Here is a 19,438-nt window from a genome sequence, read left to right on the forward strand (position 1 = left end):
AGCTACCCGTAAATCAAAATTTAATTAATTCATCTACCTTCACAGGCTGCCCTGTATTCAACGAGATATTCCCCGCAATCCCTGTAAGAATCGACATTGCTCCATCAACATGAGAGGCAGCACGATTGAATTCATCCTCAATTGGTGTACCAAACAGATCTTGTAAAAGAATTGGGTCACCACCACCATGGCCACCTAAACCTTCTTCAACCTCTACCTCATATGGCGTATCAAACATCGGCATTACAATAATTGACATTTGCTCTAATTTACCTTCATCCTCTTTCTTGCCACCTGAATTTATATAAGATTGCTCAACCACACGAACTTCAATTCTTCCCTTACTTCCGTTAAACGCCACAGTATAACCTTCCCAAGGTAAATATGCATTTAATGAATAATTCAATATTGCTTTATTTTTATATTTGACCATAACTCCTAAAGTATCCTCAATACTAATGCCATCCCCGAATACACTTTGATCACGTTGATACCCATCTTCTACTTCTGCATCCAGATACATCGCCTTCAAATGCTCATTTTCTTCTAACTGAATCGCAAATGGATCATCCTTGGCAATTTCACTTCCATGTGCTCGTTGATAAAAGTTCGTTACACCTCTTGCTTCTGCATTTTCCCTGCCATAAAAACGCAATCCACCTTGAGCATAAACAGTCTCTGGAGTCGTTCCTAACCAAAAGTTCACTAAATCAAAATGATGTGTTGATTTATGAACTAACAGTCCACCACTATTTCGCTTATCACGATGCCATCTTCTAAAGTAATCTGCTCCATGCTGGGTATTTAAAGCCCATTCGAAATTTACCGAAAACACTTCACCAATTGCACCATTATTTATTAACTCTCTTATTTTCGTATTATGTGGGGCATAACGATAATTAAAAGATACACGTACATTTCTACCGGTTCTTTTCACAGCATCAATTATTTCCTGACATTTCTGGGCATCGATTGTCATCGGTTTTTCTGTTACCACATCACACCCAAGTTCTAACGCTTTAATGATATATGTATGATGAGTTCGATCCACAGTCGTAACGATTACCGAATCAGGCTTTTCAATCTCAATCATTTTCTCAAATTCATGTGCAAGATATGTTGCAACCTGTGGATGGTTATATTTCTCCTCTAATAGGCGGTTCGCATAATTCATTCTCGTTTGATTACTATCACAAAAAGCGACAAGTTCACTCGTTTCTCCAAAATCACGTACAACTGAACCATAAAAATATTCGGCTCTCCCGCCAGTTCCAATTAACACATATCTTTTTGTCATAAGTAAAAACTCCTTATCTATTATTTCCCTGGATTAAATGAATGCGCTTTAATTATTACTTACACAATCTAGACTTTTCCCTCCCCTAATTATATGTAAGGAGTTTATTCCTTTATATATAAAAAACCGTGGTTTTTTCATAAATTTCAGTGAAGTTAAAAATATATGAGGGACGATGACTTAATCATCCTCCCCCAATTCACCTATAAAATTAATGAATCACCTTAACCATGTCTGTTCCAGTAAAAGTAACACCAGAATCAAGGTAGCCAATTACAGAAATCTCGATTTCACCATTCATCCCATCAAAAGCTTTAATTAGTTCTTGTCGATTAAATTTAACGTTTATCTTTTTTTCTGATGCCTTCCCAGCAACTTCTCCAAAGACAGATTTTCCATCTACAATAAGTTTCACTGCTTTTACATCTCCACCTTCATTTGATGGTAATTCCACAGAAACTGTTACTGAATTTTTACCACCCTTACTTTTCAGATTGAGCGTTTCTGGTTGAATACTAACCTTAGCATCTTCGACTTTACTTGTATAAATCCTCGGAAATGGCGCTTCCTCCATATCGTGTCCTAAGAAATAAGATGGATGTGGTGGTTGGTTATAGCCAACATTTTGCCATGCAATGGCAACACGATATTGCGGATCATGCATTAGTGTCGGGATGCGATGTTCAGTCACATCTGTTGTTGTATACACACGTAGTGCACTGCTATCATTTAATCTCCAAATCGCTTCCTCTCTCCAGTCCCCGAGAAGATCCGCTTGTAATGCTGGGTTTCCTTTTGTCCAGTTACTAGAAGTAATCTCTGTATCTGTTAACAAGTTTTCAAGACTACCTGTTTCAGGATTCCATTTATCAATCTTGGCTGCTCCTAACCCATATCTTGGACTCTCAGCATTTTCATCAAAATCATGGTCAAGTAGTTCACGAAGTAAATCTCCATCCCACCAAATCGCAAAGTTAGATGTTGGGATCGTGTCTCCAATTTTTTCGCCTTTAGCCGTATAAATTCCACCTGTACGCGCATTCCATGCACCACCAATTGCCCAAGCCTCAGCACCTGGATAACGTGGGTCCACATCAGCAGCTACACCTCTTCCAGTATCTCTTCCTGTATGAATGCCCCAGATAATCTCACCAGTTTCACCATCACGGAAAGATAGTCCATATGGTGAATTGCGATTTTCATGAACTCCATAAATTTCAAGGCCAGGTCTAGTAGGATCTAAGTCACCCACATGCTGTGCATCACCATGTCCCAAACCTGTTGAATGCAGCCCTGTTCCATCATCATCTATAGCGGCTGCTCCGTAAATAACCTCATCTTTTCCATCACCATCTAAGTCAGCAATACTTAAACTATGATTTCCTTGACCACTATACTTTTCATTACCAGCTTTATAGCTATCAAAATCCCAAAGCTTTGTTAGATTACCATCTTTAAAATTATAAGCTGCGATAACAGCTCTAGTGTAATATCCACGAGCCATAATAATGCTTGGTGTTTTCCCATCAAGATATGCAACGCCTGCTAAGAAACGATCAACACGGTTACCATACCCATCTCCCCAATCATTAACATTTCCTCTTGGCGGATAGTAGTCTGTAGTTGTGAGCGCTTTACCAGTCTCACCTTCAAAAACAGTTAAATATTCAGGTCCACTTAATACATAACCACCTGAATTTCGATAATCTGCATTTCCATCTCCAATGATGTTACCTTCTGCATCCTTTGTGCCATCAGCTGTTTTCATGACGACTTCTGATTTTCCATTTCCGTCAAAATCATAAACTAAAAACTGTGTATAATGTGCACCAGCACGAATGTTCTTTCCTAAATCTAATCTCCATAATAGCTCTCCATCTTGCTTATAAGCATCAATGAATACATTCCCAGTATATCCACCTTTTGAATTGTCCTTTGAATTTGACGGATCCCACTTAAGGATAATTTCGTATTCTCCATCACCATCTAAATCACCTACACTTGCATCATTAGCATTGTAAGTGTACTCCACTCCATCAGGTGTTGTCCCACCTTCAGGTTTTTGCAATGGAATATCAAAGTACTGATTACTTAAGACCTCGGTCTCGTCAGCTACACCTTGCTCTTTTCCATTTAAAATTTCTCTCACTTCATAAGTTGAATCAGCAGAACCCAACGAATCAACATAATTCGTACTAGAAGTAATAGGCTTATCATTCACTCTTTTACCATCTCGATATAAGTTAAATGATATGCCCTCAGGATCAGTCCCTAGCAAACGCCAGCTTAAATAAACTCCCTCCTCCACTTTTACCGCCACTAAATCACGAGTTAGCTCTTCCATTTGGCGAATGCTTACATTTGAAATTGGCGTTTTAAGTGGCTGAGATAGCTCTGAGAATCCACCTAAATTAACTGCACTTACCTTGTAAAAATAGTTCGTTGTTGTTTGAACAGAGTCAGTAAATGATGGCTTTGTTGTTGTAGTCAAGAAAGAATAAGTTCCCTCTTCTGCTTTCGCACGATACACATAATACATCACAGCATCATTTATTGGACTCCATGAAATGGATACAGAATCGCTTGTTGCCTTATTTAGCGATAGCCCATTAGGTTCACTTGGAGCTTGAACAGTTTCATCAAATACCTTTACAGTTATTTCCTCACTAGGAGTTGATTCGATATCACTACTATTAATTTGTGTCACTGTATAATGATACGTGAAGCCAAGTTGTGCTGAAGTATCTATGAAGCTAGCTGTTTCGGAACTACCGACTTTCACAGCATTTGCTTCTCCTTCTTGTTTGCGATAAACATTATAGTTTTTCGCACCCTCTACTTCATTCCATTTAAGAGAAACGCTAGATTCTGCTCCAAGCTTTGTATCTGTCACTTCTAATTCTTCTGGAGCAATCATTGGTATCATCTCAAGAGAGTTAATCCGTCCATTTTCTCCAATCGCGACATTAAGTTGTCCATCAGTGACTGTTACATTTGGAGATAATTCTGTATATTTACCTTTACTCGAAGAAATACTTCCATAAGATGTACCTTCGATTGAAAAGCTTGTTCGATTAGAAGCTATATGATCACCTGTCATAATCTTAACCAAATAATCACCATTTGGAACATCCACTATAAACTCATTTCCCCCAGCAAGGGCAAAATCTCTTAACAGATCATCAGGTTCACCACGATCTCGCTCGGCTGCTCCTGGGTTTTTGAATCCAAATCCCTTTTCAGAATTATATACGAATGTATTTGCAACCTGTTCATATCCTTGTGCAACAGGACTTGACGCAGAACCAAAATCAAATTTCAAGTTCTTTGTGTCTGCATTCGCGTGTACTGTACTTGACGTAGCAGCAAACGGTGCAACTCCGGAAAAGACGGAAGTCAACATAACAGCGCTAGTTAATACGGCTAATTTTTTAGTCAAACGTTTTCCCACTTCAAATTACCTCCCAATTGTTTTTTGCTCTATCTCTACTAATTTTAGGTAGAGTTCACCTCCTTGTTTAACCAACTATGTAAACCCTTACATTCACGTGCACTCTAAGCTGAAAATCTATTTCAGTGTAATGTAAATACTAGTTTGATAACATGTAAATAACAGGTTTTTACGTTAAAAAAACAGTGATATTTCAGATGCCGAAACTTTTTACCTAAGTCGCATCTCCTGCTATAAGTAAAATACTTCCATAGAACAATCTTTTAGACTCACACTATTCACTTATTTCTCTTTCTACAAAAAAAGGCGCCTTCTTACAAAATAAGAAAAACGCCGTGGCAATTTGTTAAACCTTCAGTCTCTGAACCAACTCATCGTCCATTAACTGCTTTGTTTTATTCGTTAATAATACGACCGAGCTCTCAGCCACACTAGTAAGATATCTTTTTTCCCATTCGTAAAATGAAGGACCGTCTCCTAGCATTCTTAAATACCTTCTTATCGTTTCTAATGTGTAAAATGTTAACGACACATTTGTTAGACAATCATTATGATAAAAGCCATCCCATTTTTGTGAGGTCGTCCTCTCCATCATCTCTACCGTTTCCTTTATTTCCTCCATCGCATCATCAACTAGCAAAAAGGCATCTAGAAATTCTTCCCTTTGAAACTTTTCAAACGCATGGCTAAAGCTTAATAGAGCTTTACAACCATTTTTGTGAATTTGTACTTGAATTAGAAACTGATCGTGAACTCGTTTTTGGTCAATATGATTCCCTTCCCCAACAAGAGCTTTCACATTCTCTAACAATCTTTCCCACTCTGGTAATTTCTCTTCTACCTTCGTTTTGAACCAATTAAATTGATTCTCCAAGTTCATTTCTCCAGTTGCCCAAAATAGGTTTGGCGCACTCTCTTTCCCTAGAGAACTAATCCATTGTTTCGCCAGCTTTCTGATTGTAAAATGATAGAATTGTTCTCCCGCTCGTTCATCATCAAACACACCATACTGGATTATTGCATCAAAGTAATCAGTCATATAATCTTTCATTTCCCCAGGAAATGAAGGATAGTACTTGGAAACAAATCTATTCAGAAATTCTTCAGAATTCAGTTCACCATGAGTCCAAATGTCAGAGATCGCATCAAGGAAATAAAGGTGTGGCCTAATATTCCCACAGTTTACAATTAAAAATTCATTCATTTCATGCTCAAAAGCCTCAACAAGTTCATCATTTACGAAAGTGGTTGTGTTAGGCAACATCGTTAAATGGTTAGATGCTTGAAGATCATAAAATGTGACATGATAGTAAATCCCATGAGGCCCTTCTTCATTTTTAGTAGGAAGTGATGGGACTCTTGGATTGTGAGTTCCTTGTCGTCTCGTCACCATTTTTCCATATCCGCTATCAGCCCATATTTTAATCACTCCATCAGGTAATTCTAGTAATCCCTCTTTGTATAGTTCAGTGATTTCTCCATAAAGATTAACACAGCAGATAGGATCCTTCTGATACTCAGCAATCATTTCATATTGGTCTCTCATGATTTGGGAGATTAGTGCGCCTCTTTTCTCATCAGTATCAAATGTAGGATCATCTATCCAAAAAGGGCGATCTCCCTGTCCTCTAAACCCAATATTCCAAACGATTTTAGCATCTTTCTGTTCAAGGATCGCGTCTTTCCATAATTGCTGGAACAGGTCTTTATGTTCGATATAAGATGCCCTCTTGTCTGGAAATACTCTTGCAAACATTTGGGCTCCAAGCGGCTCTGCATGGTGGTGTGTCACCCATAATCCCATACTAGTGGCAAGCTTTTTATAAACTGGATTTTCTATATCTGTTCCAGGGATCACCATGTTTCCTTTACATCTTAATAACGCTTCAAAAACCATTTCCCAAACCACTTCATTAGAATCCTTATAGTTCCACATAGAAATGAGAACTTCATCATTTACGAACCAGCCTCGATATCGAACTTTTGGTATCTCTGAAAGGAAAGGTACTGGAGTAATCTCCACCACTTCTTTGCAAGACGGTTCACAGTCATTCCAAAACCAAAACTGGTCAACACCAAGATAACTCTCACTTATATGAAGAATCCCAAAGATGATTCCTAATTCATCAGCTGCGGTCACCTTCATTTCAGTCAGATCTTCCGAGAACTGAATCGTATACTGTTCTGCATATAACTCTTTATGATTTTGTTCATCAAGCACAAACAGAACGGTTGTTTTAATTATGCTACTAGATTCTTGAAATACTTTGTTTCGATCTCTCATTAATACTTGTAAGAAGTGTTCTACACCTTTCAAATCAGGAGGACCTAGATACTCAAATTTCGTAGGCTTGTTAAAGATAAAGGATTGGCTGGTCGTCATTTATCGTTTCCTTTCCTGTTCCATTAGTAATTACCCTCTGAAATGAATGATTCTATACTGAAAAGCTCCAATCTCAATCGGCCCCTTTGGAATAGGTTCTCCTGTAATTCCATCAACACCGTTCATTTGCAGAGTAACCGTTCCACCATTTCCATCCATGTTCACAACTACCCATACCAACTCACCATTCTTCTCTCTTGGAGCTACAATTGTTCCTTGAGATACGTCAGTGTGTGATCGAACATTTGCTTCTTCGGCATAATGATTGATCAGTGTACTTAACAATTTGTCTCCTTCTTCTCCTACAGGCAACGAACCAAGCATGACAATTTTACCTTTTCCTCTTCTTTGTTCTGTTATAAAAGCTTTCCCCGTAGAAATACCTTCCTTAATGCTTCCTACTACATTTGCATCCTTAGGTTCAAAAATGGCACTCCATAAGCTTAGCGGTGCTTCTATTCCCAAAAATTCACCAACAGACTCCGTTCCATCCATCGGGTACGTGAACAATGTTTCAATTCCAGCAAATTCCTCTAATTCTCCAAGTCCAGCGTCTCTATGAATGGTGTGATGTTCAGTTCGACCTCCTGTAAGTGGTCCAATCACCCAAACTCCACCTTCTTCCACAAATCTCTTGGCTCTCTCTAGATATGTTGTAGATACATTCGGTAGAAAAGGTGTAAACAATAATTTATAACCTTGAAGACTTGCATTCTCAGTTATTAAGTCGCGATGATAGCCATTTGATAAAATATTTTCATAGAATTTAATCATAAGATCACGATAAACGAGCTCCCTATGTGGCTCAGTTTTAAAGAATGCCCTAGCAATGTCTGAATAGGTAATCGCTACTTCTGCTTGTAGAGGTCTAGTTGATAGAATCATTGATTCAATCTCTTTTCTGGCTACCTCTACTTCCTTCACATTCTCAAAACCAACAGTTGGTTTCCCCCATGCACTTAAAACAGAACCATGTGGTTGTTCACAACCTGTTCGTTGCTGTCTCCAAAGCCAATAACAAAACGCTTCTCCACCTAACGCATAAGAGGCTACAGCTTCTGCCTTTAGATATCCATTTGGATGGGAGGCTGAATGACTGGCAAGTGACGCAGCATGTGATGGGCTAGTTTCCATCACCCAAAAATCTTTCCCCACTTTCAAATTTCTCCATAAATCACAATTAAATAAGTAGGAAGCAAAATTACTTTTTTCTGCATAAGTATCAAATGATGCGAAATCAAGATTCTCGAAAAGTCTTTCATTATCTACGTGGAAGAATGTTGTACTATTATGTGTAATTGGTGCGTTTGAGTAGTGTCGAATAATCTCAGCTTGCTCATCAGCAAATTCAGCAATCTTTTCATAAGAGAAAATTTGATACATCGTCGTTAATGATGAGTTGTGAAGAAATGGTGCTGCCTTTGGTTGTGGAATTTGACCGAACCTTTGATAGTACTGACTCCAAATATCCGTTCCCCATGCTTCATTTAACACATCAATTGTTCCATAACGCTCTTCCAACCATTGATGCCAAAGTGTTTTACACGTATCACAAAAGCATTCATTTACATGGCATTTAAACTCGTTATCTAGCTGCCATGCAATGACTCCTTGAAGATTTCCAATTGCTTTTGCAATCTCTTCCGTAATAATCGCTGCTTTTTCCCTGAATACTGGATTATTTGTACAAATATGCTGACGTGAACCATGAACCATCACATGCCCTTCTTGATTAACGTGCATCCTTTCAGGGTGGTCATGAGTTAGCCATATTGGGGGAGTGGGAGTCGGTGTACACATCACTGTTTCAATCCCATGTTCATTCAACCTTTTAATCACATTCACAAAAAAACTCAAATCAATGCTTCCTTCTTCTTTTTCCAATGTTGACCAAGCAAATTCACCCATTCTTACAACATTGATGCCTGCTTCAAGCATAAATTTGATGTCTTCCTCTATTATTGCTTCAGGCCATAACTCAGGATAATAAGCTGCCCCATGATATAGTTTTTTCGCCATTATTAAACACCCACCTATCATTAATTTAAGCTTTCAAACATAAACTCAGAGAATGTAGGCCAAACTCCTTTAATCCTTCCGCGACTAATTGAGCAATCTTATTCGCACCGTACTCCTGGAAATGAGTATTATCACAAACGCCCTTAGGAAAGTTCAAAAACTCCCCAGGTACACCCCACATCAAAACCCTTTTCGTACCTACAGGCCCCAATTTTTCAAAGAGGTTCTTACTTTTTTCAGCTAAATCCACTAAACGAACATTTTCTTCATGAGCTAATTCCTTCATCGCTAAAATATAATCACCATGGGTATCGACAATCTTTCCGTCCTCATCAAAATTTCTTCGATGAACAGGTGTAATGAGGATTGGGGTCGCTCCTCTTTGTCTTGCTCCATTAATATAGATTTTCAGGTTCTCTTTATAAGTTGTGAAGGGCTCTGTATGACGTTGTTTGTCAGGCTTTTGATCATTATGACCAAACTGTATCAATAAAAAGTCCCCTACCTTCATTCCATTCCAAATTGTTTCAAGATGACCTTCATCTATAAAACTTTTAGAACTTCTACCAGAAATGGCATGATTGATTACGACTGCATCTGCTTTTATATATTGCGGGAGACATTGCCCCCACCCTGCATATGGATAACCATCGATTGGTTGATCTGTAACCGTTGAATCACCCGCTAGAAACATAGTAACGGCATCCTTTTTTAAGGAAATCTCCATTGCATTGATTCGAGGCGCACCTCCTAAAAATGTCAGCTTAATTTGTCCATCATTCACATTCACTGTAAAACTCTCTTTTACAAATTGTTTTGGGTACGTTTTCAATTCACGTAATAACACTTTATTATCGTTATACTTTATCGTAGTTTCTGTTTCAGTTAATGTATCACCAATCATGACTGTGATGGTATATATACCGTTTGGAACATCAACTATGAATGTATTTCCTAAAGGAATGCAGAAATCTCTAAACAACGGTTTTGATGTGTCACGTTCTATCATATACATGTGATCAGGCTTGATAAAACCAAATCCAGACTCAGTGTTGTATACACTGCCCTCTGTTACTTTCGTATAACCTGAAAATGCCTCTCCCGTTCCAAAGTCAAATAAAAACGTTTCAGACATCACTTTACCTCCTCAAACTCAATTAACGTTGATATAGTAAAAACCACGATATCGTGGTTTCTTCTTGTAATTACTTATTTAGCCTATTAATTTATATACTAATTTCCGACTCTTCATTAACTCAGCTAAAAACACAAGTGTTAAGCCTTGTCCCCAGCCTTGTATACGTTTATATGTTTTATTCATTTTTCAATATGTATTCAGCCTGTTCTCGGAATTTCTTTGCTCCCTCTTCAGGCGTTATTTTCTTAAATAATATTTGATCCGAAATTCCCTTAAGAACCTCCATCACCTGTGAACTGCCTTCTGGATCAGGTGGATACATTTCATCAATTAGAACTTTCGCTTTCTCCACATAATCTATCATCTTAATTTCTTCATCTGTAAGCTCAGTTTTAATAGCTTCCAAAACTGTGGATGAGACTGGAACCCCACGCTCACCTTTCATCAATTGATTTGCCTTCACATTATTTATAAAGAAATCAATAAACTTTGCAGCCTCATCTTTATGCTTTGAGCCTGTCGGTATTGAAAAAAGCATACTTGGTTTCAAAGTTAATGCTTTATTTTCAAGATGTTCTGGCGGCAAATGAATGGTTAACGGTGAATCTGTCAATTGATCAAAACCTGCATATTGATTGGAATAATTCCAAGTCATCGCTGATGTTCCTTGGACAATAAAATCGCTTTCCATTCCTCGCACTGCTTCTGACTCATCAGGAGTAGGAATCGCTCCTCTTTCAATTAATCTAAGCTGTCTATTGAAGTAGTCTATAAATAATTGATCATTTGTATAAGCGAGTCCTGTTCCCTCGTCATTATAAAAATCCTCGCCTTTTGTCCTTAAGTAATATGGGAAAAAAATATCAGGTGGATGCATGGCATTTGAGCCATAGACTCCAGTCCTCGTTTTGATTTCTAATGCAATTCTCTCGAGTTCTTCCCATGACCATCTATCATCACGAATTGACACTCCCGCTGCTTCAAGGTAAAGATCATTTGAAATCACCGATAAAACATTGATCCCAATGGGAAACCCGTATAAGTGATCATTTATTGTTCCGCTATTAATTACACCTTCATCAATTGAAGAAGTATTGATGATTCCCTTTTGAACATATGGTGTTAAGTCCTCAAGCAAACCCTTTTCACCATATTCAGCTAAAAAGGCAATATCCATTTGAATGACATCTGGAAGACGATTACCAGCTGCCATTGGAGCTAAGTTTTTCCAATAGTCAGCCCAGTTCGCAAATTCGGGTTCAACCTTAATAGTTGGATTCTCCTTCTCAAACATTTCAATCACCTTAGTTGTATATTCATGTCGTGGTTGACTTCCCCACCATGAAACTTTAATTGTGACAGGTTCTTCCACTGGCTTACTTTTTGATAAACTTCCTTCACTACAAGAAGTAGTAAACAATAAAACGAACGTGAAGAAAAAAGGTAAGTACTTTTTCACTGAGACCATCCTTTATAAAGGGCTGTTTTTAACTACATTTTTTGTTCTTCAATACTCGAGGGATGCATGGATCCTAGTAATATGGCATTATTCTCTATGCTTTAGTTTAATAGGTTTTCCCCTCTAAATTAATTGAAATTATAGACAAAAATGTATAAAAATCAGAGATAACCATTTTAAGTTAATTGTAAACATATCCATGGAGTAGGTCTACACGATATTGGTTTTCTCTGTTATCACCCTTTAGCAATTATAGTCTCGTATTTACGATTTATATGATTAAAAGCATTCATGGCAGGTTTTGTCATAAGTAACGCAAATACATTTCCACTACACACAATAAGTACAGGCGGAGCAAATGACAGCAGGATCATTAATCCAACACCACACACTAACATCATAATCGTTGAAATTGGTCTCATGATCATCACGATAAAAGAATTTTTAAGCACCTCTAGTAATTTCATCTCATAATGTACATACATCGGAAACACATAAAATAATGTACAAACATAGAGAATCAAAATAATTAGAAAAGGAACAAACAGGAAACCTTGGATTTGGGGGGAAACCTGTTTTAAAAAGAGAAAGTCAATGAATAAGACTAACCCAATGCACGAAATAATTCCTCCAAGTAGATTACTCTTAGAAAATTCCTTTTTGTAAGACTCCCAAAATACTCTTGTGATGGAGATCTCCATATCTCCCATCGCCCATCTTCTAACAACTGAAAACATTGCCACTGTTGCTGGAAACAAACCAAAAACAATAAGACCCAAGAATGAAAAAAAGATCCATAGTATATTTAGAAGCGCCAATCTTGATATCCATTCCAGAACATTATTTATAGCACCCATAAATCCATGAGTTTCAACCATATCTACTCATCCCTTTTTAATAGATTCTTGTGTCTTATTTATAATCGTTAGGGGGTTAGCGATGATTGCCTAACCCTTCAAACCACTTGTACTGATTCCTTCAACTACATGTCTTTGGAATAAGAAGAAGATAACAAATACTGGAATTAAAGTAACAATCGACATTGCAAACATAGCACCCCAGTTTGAGACTGTTTCATTGCTTAAGAACATATTTAACGCCATTGAAACCGTGTATTTATCAGGGCTATTTAAATATAATACTGGGCCTAATAAGTTATCCCATGTCCAGTAAAATGAGAAGATTGCAGCAGTAGCTAACGCTGGTTTAATCAACGGTAATATAATCTTGTAAAAGATTTTGAATGTACCACACCCATCAATTGTTGCTGCTTCATCAAGTTCTCTTGGAATCGTTTTAATAAACTGAACAAGTAAGAAAATAAAGAACGGATGTCCGAAATAGGCGGGAATAGCAATCGGCTTTATAGAATCCAACCATCCTAGTTTTGCGAAAATAATATACTGAGGAATCATAACAACCTCGTAAGGTAACATTAGTGTCACCATCATTAGCGCAAACCAAAAACCTTTACCGAAAAATGATAATCTCGCAAATCCAAATGCAATAAAAGCAGAGGAGATGACTTGACCCACCATTGTGAAGAATACAAGAACCACTGTGTTTTTTATAAACACTCCAAAAGTATTTCCACCGATTCCTTCCCAACCTTTAACATAATTACTTAAAATCCATGGATCTGGGATCAATGACTGTGCAGTGACGAAAATCGACTCACTTGGTTTAAAGGAACTCATTAACAACCAAATGACTGGATAAAGCATTAGTACAGCAAATCCCCCGACAAGTAAATGATAAATCCACCATCTTGGTTTTTTCATCTTCGGTACATGTAATCCTTTAGGATTTGATATTGGTTTTACTTTCGTTTCTGATTGCATGTCTATTTCCCCCCCTCGGATTCATAATGAACCCAAAACTTTGAAGAGTAGAATATAATTGCTGTAAGAATTCCCACAATTATTAACATAATCCAAGCCATTGCTGACGCATAGCCCATATTGAAGAATTCAAAGCCTTGAATAAATAGGTATAGTGAGTAAAGAAGTGTACCATCTAACGGACCACCAGTACCTTTTGAAATAATAAATGCTGGTACAAATGTCATGAATGCTGCAATTGTTTGCATAATTGTATTGAATAAAATAACGGGTGTTAACATTGGGAATGTAATTTTCGTGAACTTCTGAAAATAGTTCGCTCCATCCACACTAGCTGCTTCATAATAGGTTACTGGAATGCTTTTCAAACCAGCTAAGAAAATTAACATGGATGAACCAAACTGCCAAACTGATAAGAAAATAAGCATCCAAAGAGCTGCAGTTGGATCTCCAAACCACCTGACATCAGGTACACCGATGAATACAAGTAACAAATTAATTATTCCTTCATCCCCGAAGATGTTACGCCACATGATTGCAACAGCAACACTTCCTCCAATTAAAGATGGTAAGTAGAATAAAGAACGGTAAAGACCTACAGCTTTTGAGGCTGTATTTAAAATCATCGCTACCATGAGAGCGAATCCAAGTCTTAAAGGTACACCCGCAGCTACATAAATGAGAGTTACCTTAAGGGATTGCCAGTATCTTGGGTCACCAGTAAACATTTTTTCATAATTTTCTAACCCTATCCATTGTGGACTCCCAAACATATTATATTTTGTGAATGAAAAATATAAGGAAGCGATAATTGGGATAAAGGTAAACGCTAAAAAACCAATTATAAAGGGACTTATGAATAAGTACCCTGTGGCATTTTGCTTAAGAGCGCGTGTACTCATACGATCATTTCCTTTCTAGGATAAGTAACTATGTTAGTAAAGTCTGATAGCTGATCAATCTAGATCAGCTATCAGTCTCTTTACCTTATTTATTTTGAGATAAAATGCTTTCTGCTTGTTGTCTAAATTGTTTTGCAGCATCTTCTGGTGAAAGTTGACCGTAACTCATTTGTTCCGATAATAGGTCAAGAGTTTCAATGATTTCACCTGCTCCAATTGGATCTGGACCATCAAATTCTGAACTATTTTGCTCAGCCCATGCCACACTGTCAAACACTTGAACTTGTTGTGGTGTAAGAACCGGTTTAAGTGCTTCCTTCACAACAGAAGATCCTGGGATTCCGCGGTCACCTAAGATTAATTTATTTGCTTCTTCATTGTTTACAAAGAAACTGATAAACTTAGCTGCTTCTTCTTTATTCTTAGAATTATTAGCAACTGACCAGAACATACTTGGCTTTAAATATAAGCCATCACTTATTCCAGGTCCTGGCATGTTTTGTAATTTCAATTCTCTATTAGCTACTTGTTGTAATCCAACAAACTGGTTTGACCATTGCCAAGTACCAATCGCGTCTTGTTTAACAACAGGATTGTCTTCCATTCCTTTTACTTGTGCCATGTAATCAGGAGTTGGAACAGCACCATCTATCACTAGTTGTGAAGTCATTTCAAAGAAATCTTTAAACATCTGATCATCTTCATACCCTAATCCAGTTCCATCTTCATTGTATAAAGACTTCCCTAGTGTTCTTAAATAGTAGTTGAAGAATACATCTGCTTTCATTCCAGTGTCTATAAAAATTCCTGCATCTTTCGCTTTTTGAGCAACTTCTTTATAATCGTCCCAATTCCAGTCTTCAGCAAGAGAATCTACTCCAGCTTTCTTTAAGAGGGCTTCATCATAATGGAAACCAACAACGTTAACCCCTAAGTTGAAACCATATAGCTTGTCATCGATTTTCCCACCATCAACATAGTTATCAGTGAAATTTGAAACATCTAGCTGATTACCTAAATATGGCGATAAATCTGTTAATTGACCATTTTCAGCATACTGAGAGAAGTATGATAAGTCCATTTGAACAATATCAGGTAATTGTGAAGCTGAAGCTTGTGGTGCTAACTTTTTCCAATAATCATCCCAACTTGCATATTCGGCTTGAATTTTCACACCTGGATTTTCTTTTTCATACATTTCAATAACCTTTAATGTGTAATCATGTCTTGGTTCTGATCCCCACCAAGCGATCCTTAGTTTAACTTCTTCTACTTTACTATCATCTCCTGACTTTTCTCCTGAATCAGAAGGTGTTTCACTTGTTGAGCTACTACCACTACAAGCTGCTAGAGAGAAAACCATGAATACTGATAAAAATAACATCAACCACTTTTTCATTCTTACTTCCCCCTTGTTTCGTTTTATTTGTTAGCGTTTACAATCCTTATTTTATAGGCTCTAGTAAACTTTTAAAATGTAAAAAACAGATAACACTGTTTAAAAATCAGTGAATGTTAAAACTAGGAAATACTACCCTGGATTAAAGGTTAAGAATTTAATCCTTAAAAAAAACTCATTATCTAGGTGTTTCGATAATGAGTCACTAATTTGCTTTTTTATATTCTGATGGAGAATATCCAGTTAGTTTCTTAAATACTTGGCTAAAATATTGGGGATTATCACCATAGCCAATCATCTCAGCAATCTCAAACACTTTTACTTCTTCCATTACGTTAATTTGTTCAATCGCTTTATTTACCCTCATTTGAGTTACATAGCTTGAGAACTTCTGACCTGTTTCTTGTTTAAACAGTTTCCCTAAATAATCCGCATTCATATATACTTTATTGGCAACCCATTTTAGTGAAAGGTCAGTATTCGCAAGATTCTTTTCAACCATCTCCATTATCTTTTGAATAATGACCGAATGATTGGACTTATGTCTGTCATAGTGAATTTGTGTGATTTCCTTCGCAGTTAATACAAAGAACTCTTTCATTTGTCCTATCGTATCCATATCAATTAACTTAGACATTTTCTCCATGTAGCTTTGAATTTTGTTAGAATCTGATTGTTGAATAATGACTAGAAACAACTGCATCACATATGAGCGAACTAAATTAGTCGGTAACCGACTCTCAGTTAAATGTTCAAAGAAACTAGTAATTTCACTTTCTACCTTTTCTAGATTACCCGACTTAATAAACAAGCACAGAGCCTGCCCATCATATTCATAATTGTTTATGTGTTGATCTTGATGAATATCACTTTTTGAAATAATACTTCCTTCACCTAAATAGAACCTATGATTCAAGCATTCTAGTGCTTCTAGATAAAGGCGTCTTACTTGTGTAATACAGTCAACTTCACTTATAGCTACCGTCATATCCATTCTATAAATTTCATAGAAAATGTCTCTTAATTTTTCTATCTTCAATTGCAAATGATGATAATCTTGTTCGTTCACAAGAAATAAGACATTTTCTCCGATATTAGTGGACAAAATTGATTGTGAAAAAAGATCCTCACCGAGATTTTCAATCACAAACATATGCTCATAATGGTACTCTCCCTCAATCCTGAAGATCACTAGCCGTATAAACTTCTCTTCAAAATTCATTCTTAGTAGATTTTCATAAAAATGAATACCCTGGTTTCCATCATTTTTACTCGTTATAAATTCCTTTAATAATTGTTTTTTCACATAGGGTTGAACTTGCTCAAGACGGCTTTTCATATCCACAAGAAATTGTTCTTTTTTTGCGTCCCGATTCAAGTCGGAGATCACATGAGTTAATGCATCCACTATGCTTTTTTCATTACACGGCTTTAATAAATAGTGTTTAACGCCGAATTCCATTGCCTGCTTCGCAAAATTGAAATCATTAAATCCTGATAAAATAATAAACTTAATAAAAGGCTTTTCTTTTGAAATGAGTTCAACTAATTCAAGCCCATTCATACCTGGCATTTTAATGTCGCAAATAACAATGTCTGGCTGTTCTCTGTTAATAAAATCATAGGCTTCAAGACCATTTCTAGCCGTACCTATCAAATTTACTCCTAATTCATTCCAATTAATAATTCGAGATATTCCTTCTAAAATAATTCTTTCATCATCAACCAATAGCGTTTTGTACATAATCCCACCTCTTTTGATATGGAATAGTTATGCTTACCTTTGTTCCCTTGCTTAATTCACTATCAATCTGTATTCCGTAATCTGATCCAAAAACAAATTTAATTCTAGAATCAATATTGCGCAATCCAATGCCTGTTCCTCTAGTTTTCATTTCTCCTTTCCTAACCTTTTCAAGCTGTTCCTTATCCATTCCTGTCCCATTATCCTCTACAACTATGTGTACATAATCTCCGTCTTTGACAACTGACACATGAATTTTACAAGGCTCTACCATCATTTCTAATCCATAATTTATTGCATTTTCAACAAGTGGCTGAATAACAAGCTTAGGTAGGCTACAATCCATTGCCGTTTCATCTACAGATAAAGAAAATTCCAAACGCTCCTCAAATCGATATCTCTGAATGGTTACGTAGTGCTCAACCATCTTCACCTCTTCACGAACTGTAATCACATCGTCTTGAATACTAATTGCGTTTCTTAATAAAAAGCCTAACGACTCAACCATCTGTGATATTTGCTGTTGTTGATTGATCTTGGCTAACCAATTGATCGATTCTAATGCATTATAAAGAAAATGTGGATTAATCTGTGATTGTAATGCTTTAAATTCAGTGTCCTTAATTAATAATTGTTTTTCATAATTCTCTTTAATCAGGCTGTTAATTCTCTCAATCATGAGGAAGAAGTTTTGATGTAGGATTCCTACCTCATCGTGGTATTGTGAAGGGGTATATGTGTCAGTAACCTTAAAGTCTCCTCTTTGTACAAATTTCATTGCTGAAACTAAATTTTCGATTGGGTTTGTAATTCTTTTTGAGAAACGCACCACTAAAAAGATAGCGAAAGTCGTTATCGTTAAAAATAGAATAATAACGATGTATTTTATCATTGTCACCTTCGCAAACATCGTTTCAAACGGTATAACACTCCAATAGGTCCAATCCATATATGAAGATTTAGAGTAGGTAACAAAGTGACTTCTTCCAAACAAACGTTCAATTTTATATCCTTGTGGGTCACTTGCTCCTAATTGAAGTGAACTCAAGTCAATTGTTGGATCCTCAACAAAGAAAATATCTTCTCCCTTAGACATTGCAATGAAACCTTCGTTTTCTGATACACTTGAAAGGTCTTTAACAATCTTATCTAATCTCACTTCAACGATTAATGTTCCTAGGTTTTCAAACTTTAATCTCTTATACGATCTAATTTCTCTACTAGAAAAGATGGTGTCTTTTGAGCTTTCAAGAGACATCCATATGTTCCCACCGTCCCCATCCTCTGCATTTTTGATGAGGTCACCTTTGTGATTATAAAGATGCTTTGATGGTGCCCGCCCTGCACGAAATTCTTTTCCATCCTGGTTAAAAAGATGGATGGATTGTATATAATTCTCAGAACCAATATAACTAGTAAGCTTTTCCCAAATTTCCTGCTCGATTCGAAACTTTTCATATTTTGATAAACTCTTATTAGAGTCAGTTAAGGCATTTTGAATGACAGAGTCAGTTGCTACCTTGAATGTGACATCCTCTATGTTTTTTAACTCATCCTCAATACGATTAGATGACATTATTAATACTTGTGAGGACTTGCGATAGATTTGCTCATCATAGGTGTTAAACGCATATTGAAAGCCTAGGATGATGAAAAATAGACATACAAGCAATAGAATGAGTATAAACACGATTAACTTATATTTAATTTTTAAGTTTTTGTATCGAGTTAAAAGCTGCTTTTTTAAGTTCTTCATCATTTTCAGAACTCCAATTTATTATTTTTACTAGTGATGACCAGATCGG

At 36.7% G+C, this 19,438-nt stretch carries 12 protein-coding genes; all 12 read right to left on the reverse strand.

The features are described from left to right. Window positions 1-13: 13 nt before the first annotated feature. Window positions 14-1,297, reverse strand: a complete 1,284-nt coding sequence (locus BLQ56_RS02865; RefSeq protein WP_090849690.1) for a Gfo/Idh/MocA family oxidoreductase — start codon at window positions 1,295-1,297, stop codon at window positions 14-16. Window positions 1,298-1,508: 211 nt separating this feature from the next. Continuing rightward, entirely contained in the window at window positions 1,509-4,700 is a 3,192-nt protein-coding gene (locus BLQ56_RS24015; protein WP_386756462.1) for a rhamnogalacturonan lyase family protein, read from the reverse strand. Window positions 4,701-5,094: 394 nt separating this feature from the next. After that, entirely contained in the window at window positions 5,095-7,131 is a 2,037-nt protein-coding gene (locus tag BLQ56_RS02875; RefSeq protein WP_090849693.1) for a glycosyl hydrolase 115 family protein, read from the reverse strand. A gap of 30 nt (window positions 7,132-7,161) precedes the next feature. After that, on the reverse strand, window positions 7,162-9,150 hold the full coding sequence (locus tag BLQ56_RS02880) for a beta-galactosidase (RefSeq protein WP_090849695.1): 1,989 nt from the start codon (window positions 9,148-9,150) through the stop codon (window positions 7,162-7,164). 25 nt (window positions 9,151-9,175) lie between these two features. Then, on the reverse strand, window positions 9,176-10,285 hold the full coding sequence (locus tag BLQ56_RS02885; protein ID WP_090849697.1) for a rhamnogalacturonan acetylesterase: 1,110 nt from the start codon (window positions 10,283-10,285) through the stop codon (window positions 9,176-9,178). A gap of 178 nt (window positions 10,286-10,463) precedes the next feature. Beyond that, the gene (locus BLQ56_RS02890; RefSeq protein ID WP_386756456.1) at window positions 10,464-11,747 is read right to left on the reverse strand and encodes an ABC transporter substrate-binding protein; all 1,284 of its coding nucleotides are present in this window, start codon (window positions 11,745-11,747) and stop codon (window positions 10,464-10,466) included. A 236-nt stretch (window positions 11,748-11,983) separates the two neighbouring features. After that, a complete protein-coding gene (locus BLQ56_RS02895; RefSeq protein ID WP_090849701.1) occupies window positions 11,984-12,625 on the reverse strand; it encodes a YesL family protein in 642 nt (213 codons plus the stop codon). Window positions 12,626-12,694: 69 nt separating this feature from the next. After that, window positions 12,695-13,528, reverse strand: coding sequence for a carbohydrate ABC transporter permease (locus BLQ56_RS02900; protein ID WP_090850104.1), 834 nt, complete (start codon window positions 13,526-13,528; stop codon window positions 12,695-12,697). A 62-nt stretch (window positions 13,529-13,590) separates the two neighbouring features. Beyond that, complete coding sequence (locus tag BLQ56_RS02905) at window positions 13,591-14,490, reverse strand: carbohydrate ABC transporter permease (protein WP_090849703.1); 900 nt, start codon at window positions 14,488-14,490, stop codon at window positions 13,591-13,593. Window positions 14,491-14,575: 85 nt separating this feature from the next. Next, a complete protein-coding gene (locus BLQ56_RS02910; protein ID WP_090849705.1) occupies window positions 14,576-15,889 on the reverse strand; it encodes an ABC transporter substrate-binding protein in 1,314 nt (437 codons plus the stop codon). A gap of 205 nt (window positions 15,890-16,094) precedes the next feature. Beyond that, window positions 16,095-17,633, reverse strand: a complete 1,539-nt coding sequence (locus tag BLQ56_RS02915; protein WP_090849707.1) for a response regulator — start codon at window positions 17,631-17,633, stop codon at window positions 16,095-16,097. Beyond that, entirely contained in the window at window positions 17,611-19,392 is a 1,782-nt protein-coding gene (locus tag BLQ56_RS02920) for a sensor histidine kinase (protein WP_238457149.1), read from the reverse strand. The genes BLQ56_RS02915 and BLQ56_RS02920 overlap by 23 nt, the downstream gene beginning before the upstream one ends. Window positions 19,393-19,438: the final 46 nt, after the last annotated feature.

This window comes from Litchfieldia salsa (genome assembly GCF_900104555.1).
Lineage (GTDB): Bacteria > Bacillota > Bacilli > Bacillales > Bacillaceae_L > Litchfieldia > Litchfieldia salsa.

What these genes read in the sequence shown, in the direction of transcription:
- BLQ56_RS02865 (WP_090849690.1), bottom strand. Translation starts at nt 1,297, where the DNA reads ATGACAAAAAGATATGTGTTAATTGGAACTGGCGGGAGAGCCGAATAT.
- BLQ56_RS24015 (WP_386756462.1), bottom strand. Translation starts at nt 4,700, where the DNA reads ATGTTGACTTCCGTCTTTTCCGGAGTTGCACCGTTTGCTGCTACGTCA.
- BLQ56_RS02875 (WP_090849693.1), bottom strand. Translation starts at nt 7,131, where the DNA reads ATGACGACCAGCCAATCCTTTATCTTTAACAAGCCTACGAAATTTGAG.
- BLQ56_RS02880 (WP_090849695.1), bottom strand. Translation starts at nt 9,150, where the DNA reads ATGGCGAAAAAACTATATCATGGGGCAGCTTATTATCCTGAGTTATGG.
- BLQ56_RS02885 (WP_090849697.1), bottom strand. Translation starts at nt 10,285, where the DNA reads ATGTCTGAAACGTTTTTATTTGACTTTGGAACGGGAGAGGCATTTTCA.
- BLQ56_RS02895 (WP_090849701.1), bottom strand. Translation starts at nt 12,625, where the DNA reads ATGGTTGAAACTCATGGATTTATGGGTGCTATAAATAATGTTCTGGAA.
- BLQ56_RS02900 (WP_090850104.1), bottom strand. Translation starts at nt 13,528, where the DNA reads ATGAAAAAACCAAGATGGTGGATTTATCATTTACTTGTCGGGGGATTT.
- BLQ56_RS02905 (WP_090849703.1), bottom strand. Translation starts at nt 14,490, where the DNA reads ATGAGTACACGCGCTCTTAAGCAAAATGCCACAGGGTACTTATTCATA.
- BLQ56_RS02910 (WP_090849705.1), bottom strand. Translation starts at nt 15,889, where the DNA reads ATGAAAAAGTGGTTGATGTTATTTTTATCAGTATTCATGGTTTTCTCT.
- BLQ56_RS02915 (WP_090849707.1), bottom strand. Translation starts at nt 17,633, where the DNA reads ATGTACAAAACGCTATTGGTTGATGATGAAAGAATTATTTTAGAAGGA.
- BLQ56_RS02920 (WP_238457149.1), bottom strand. Translation starts at nt 19,392, where the DNA reads ATGATGAAGAACTTAAAAAAGCAGCTTTTAACTCGATACAAAAACTTA.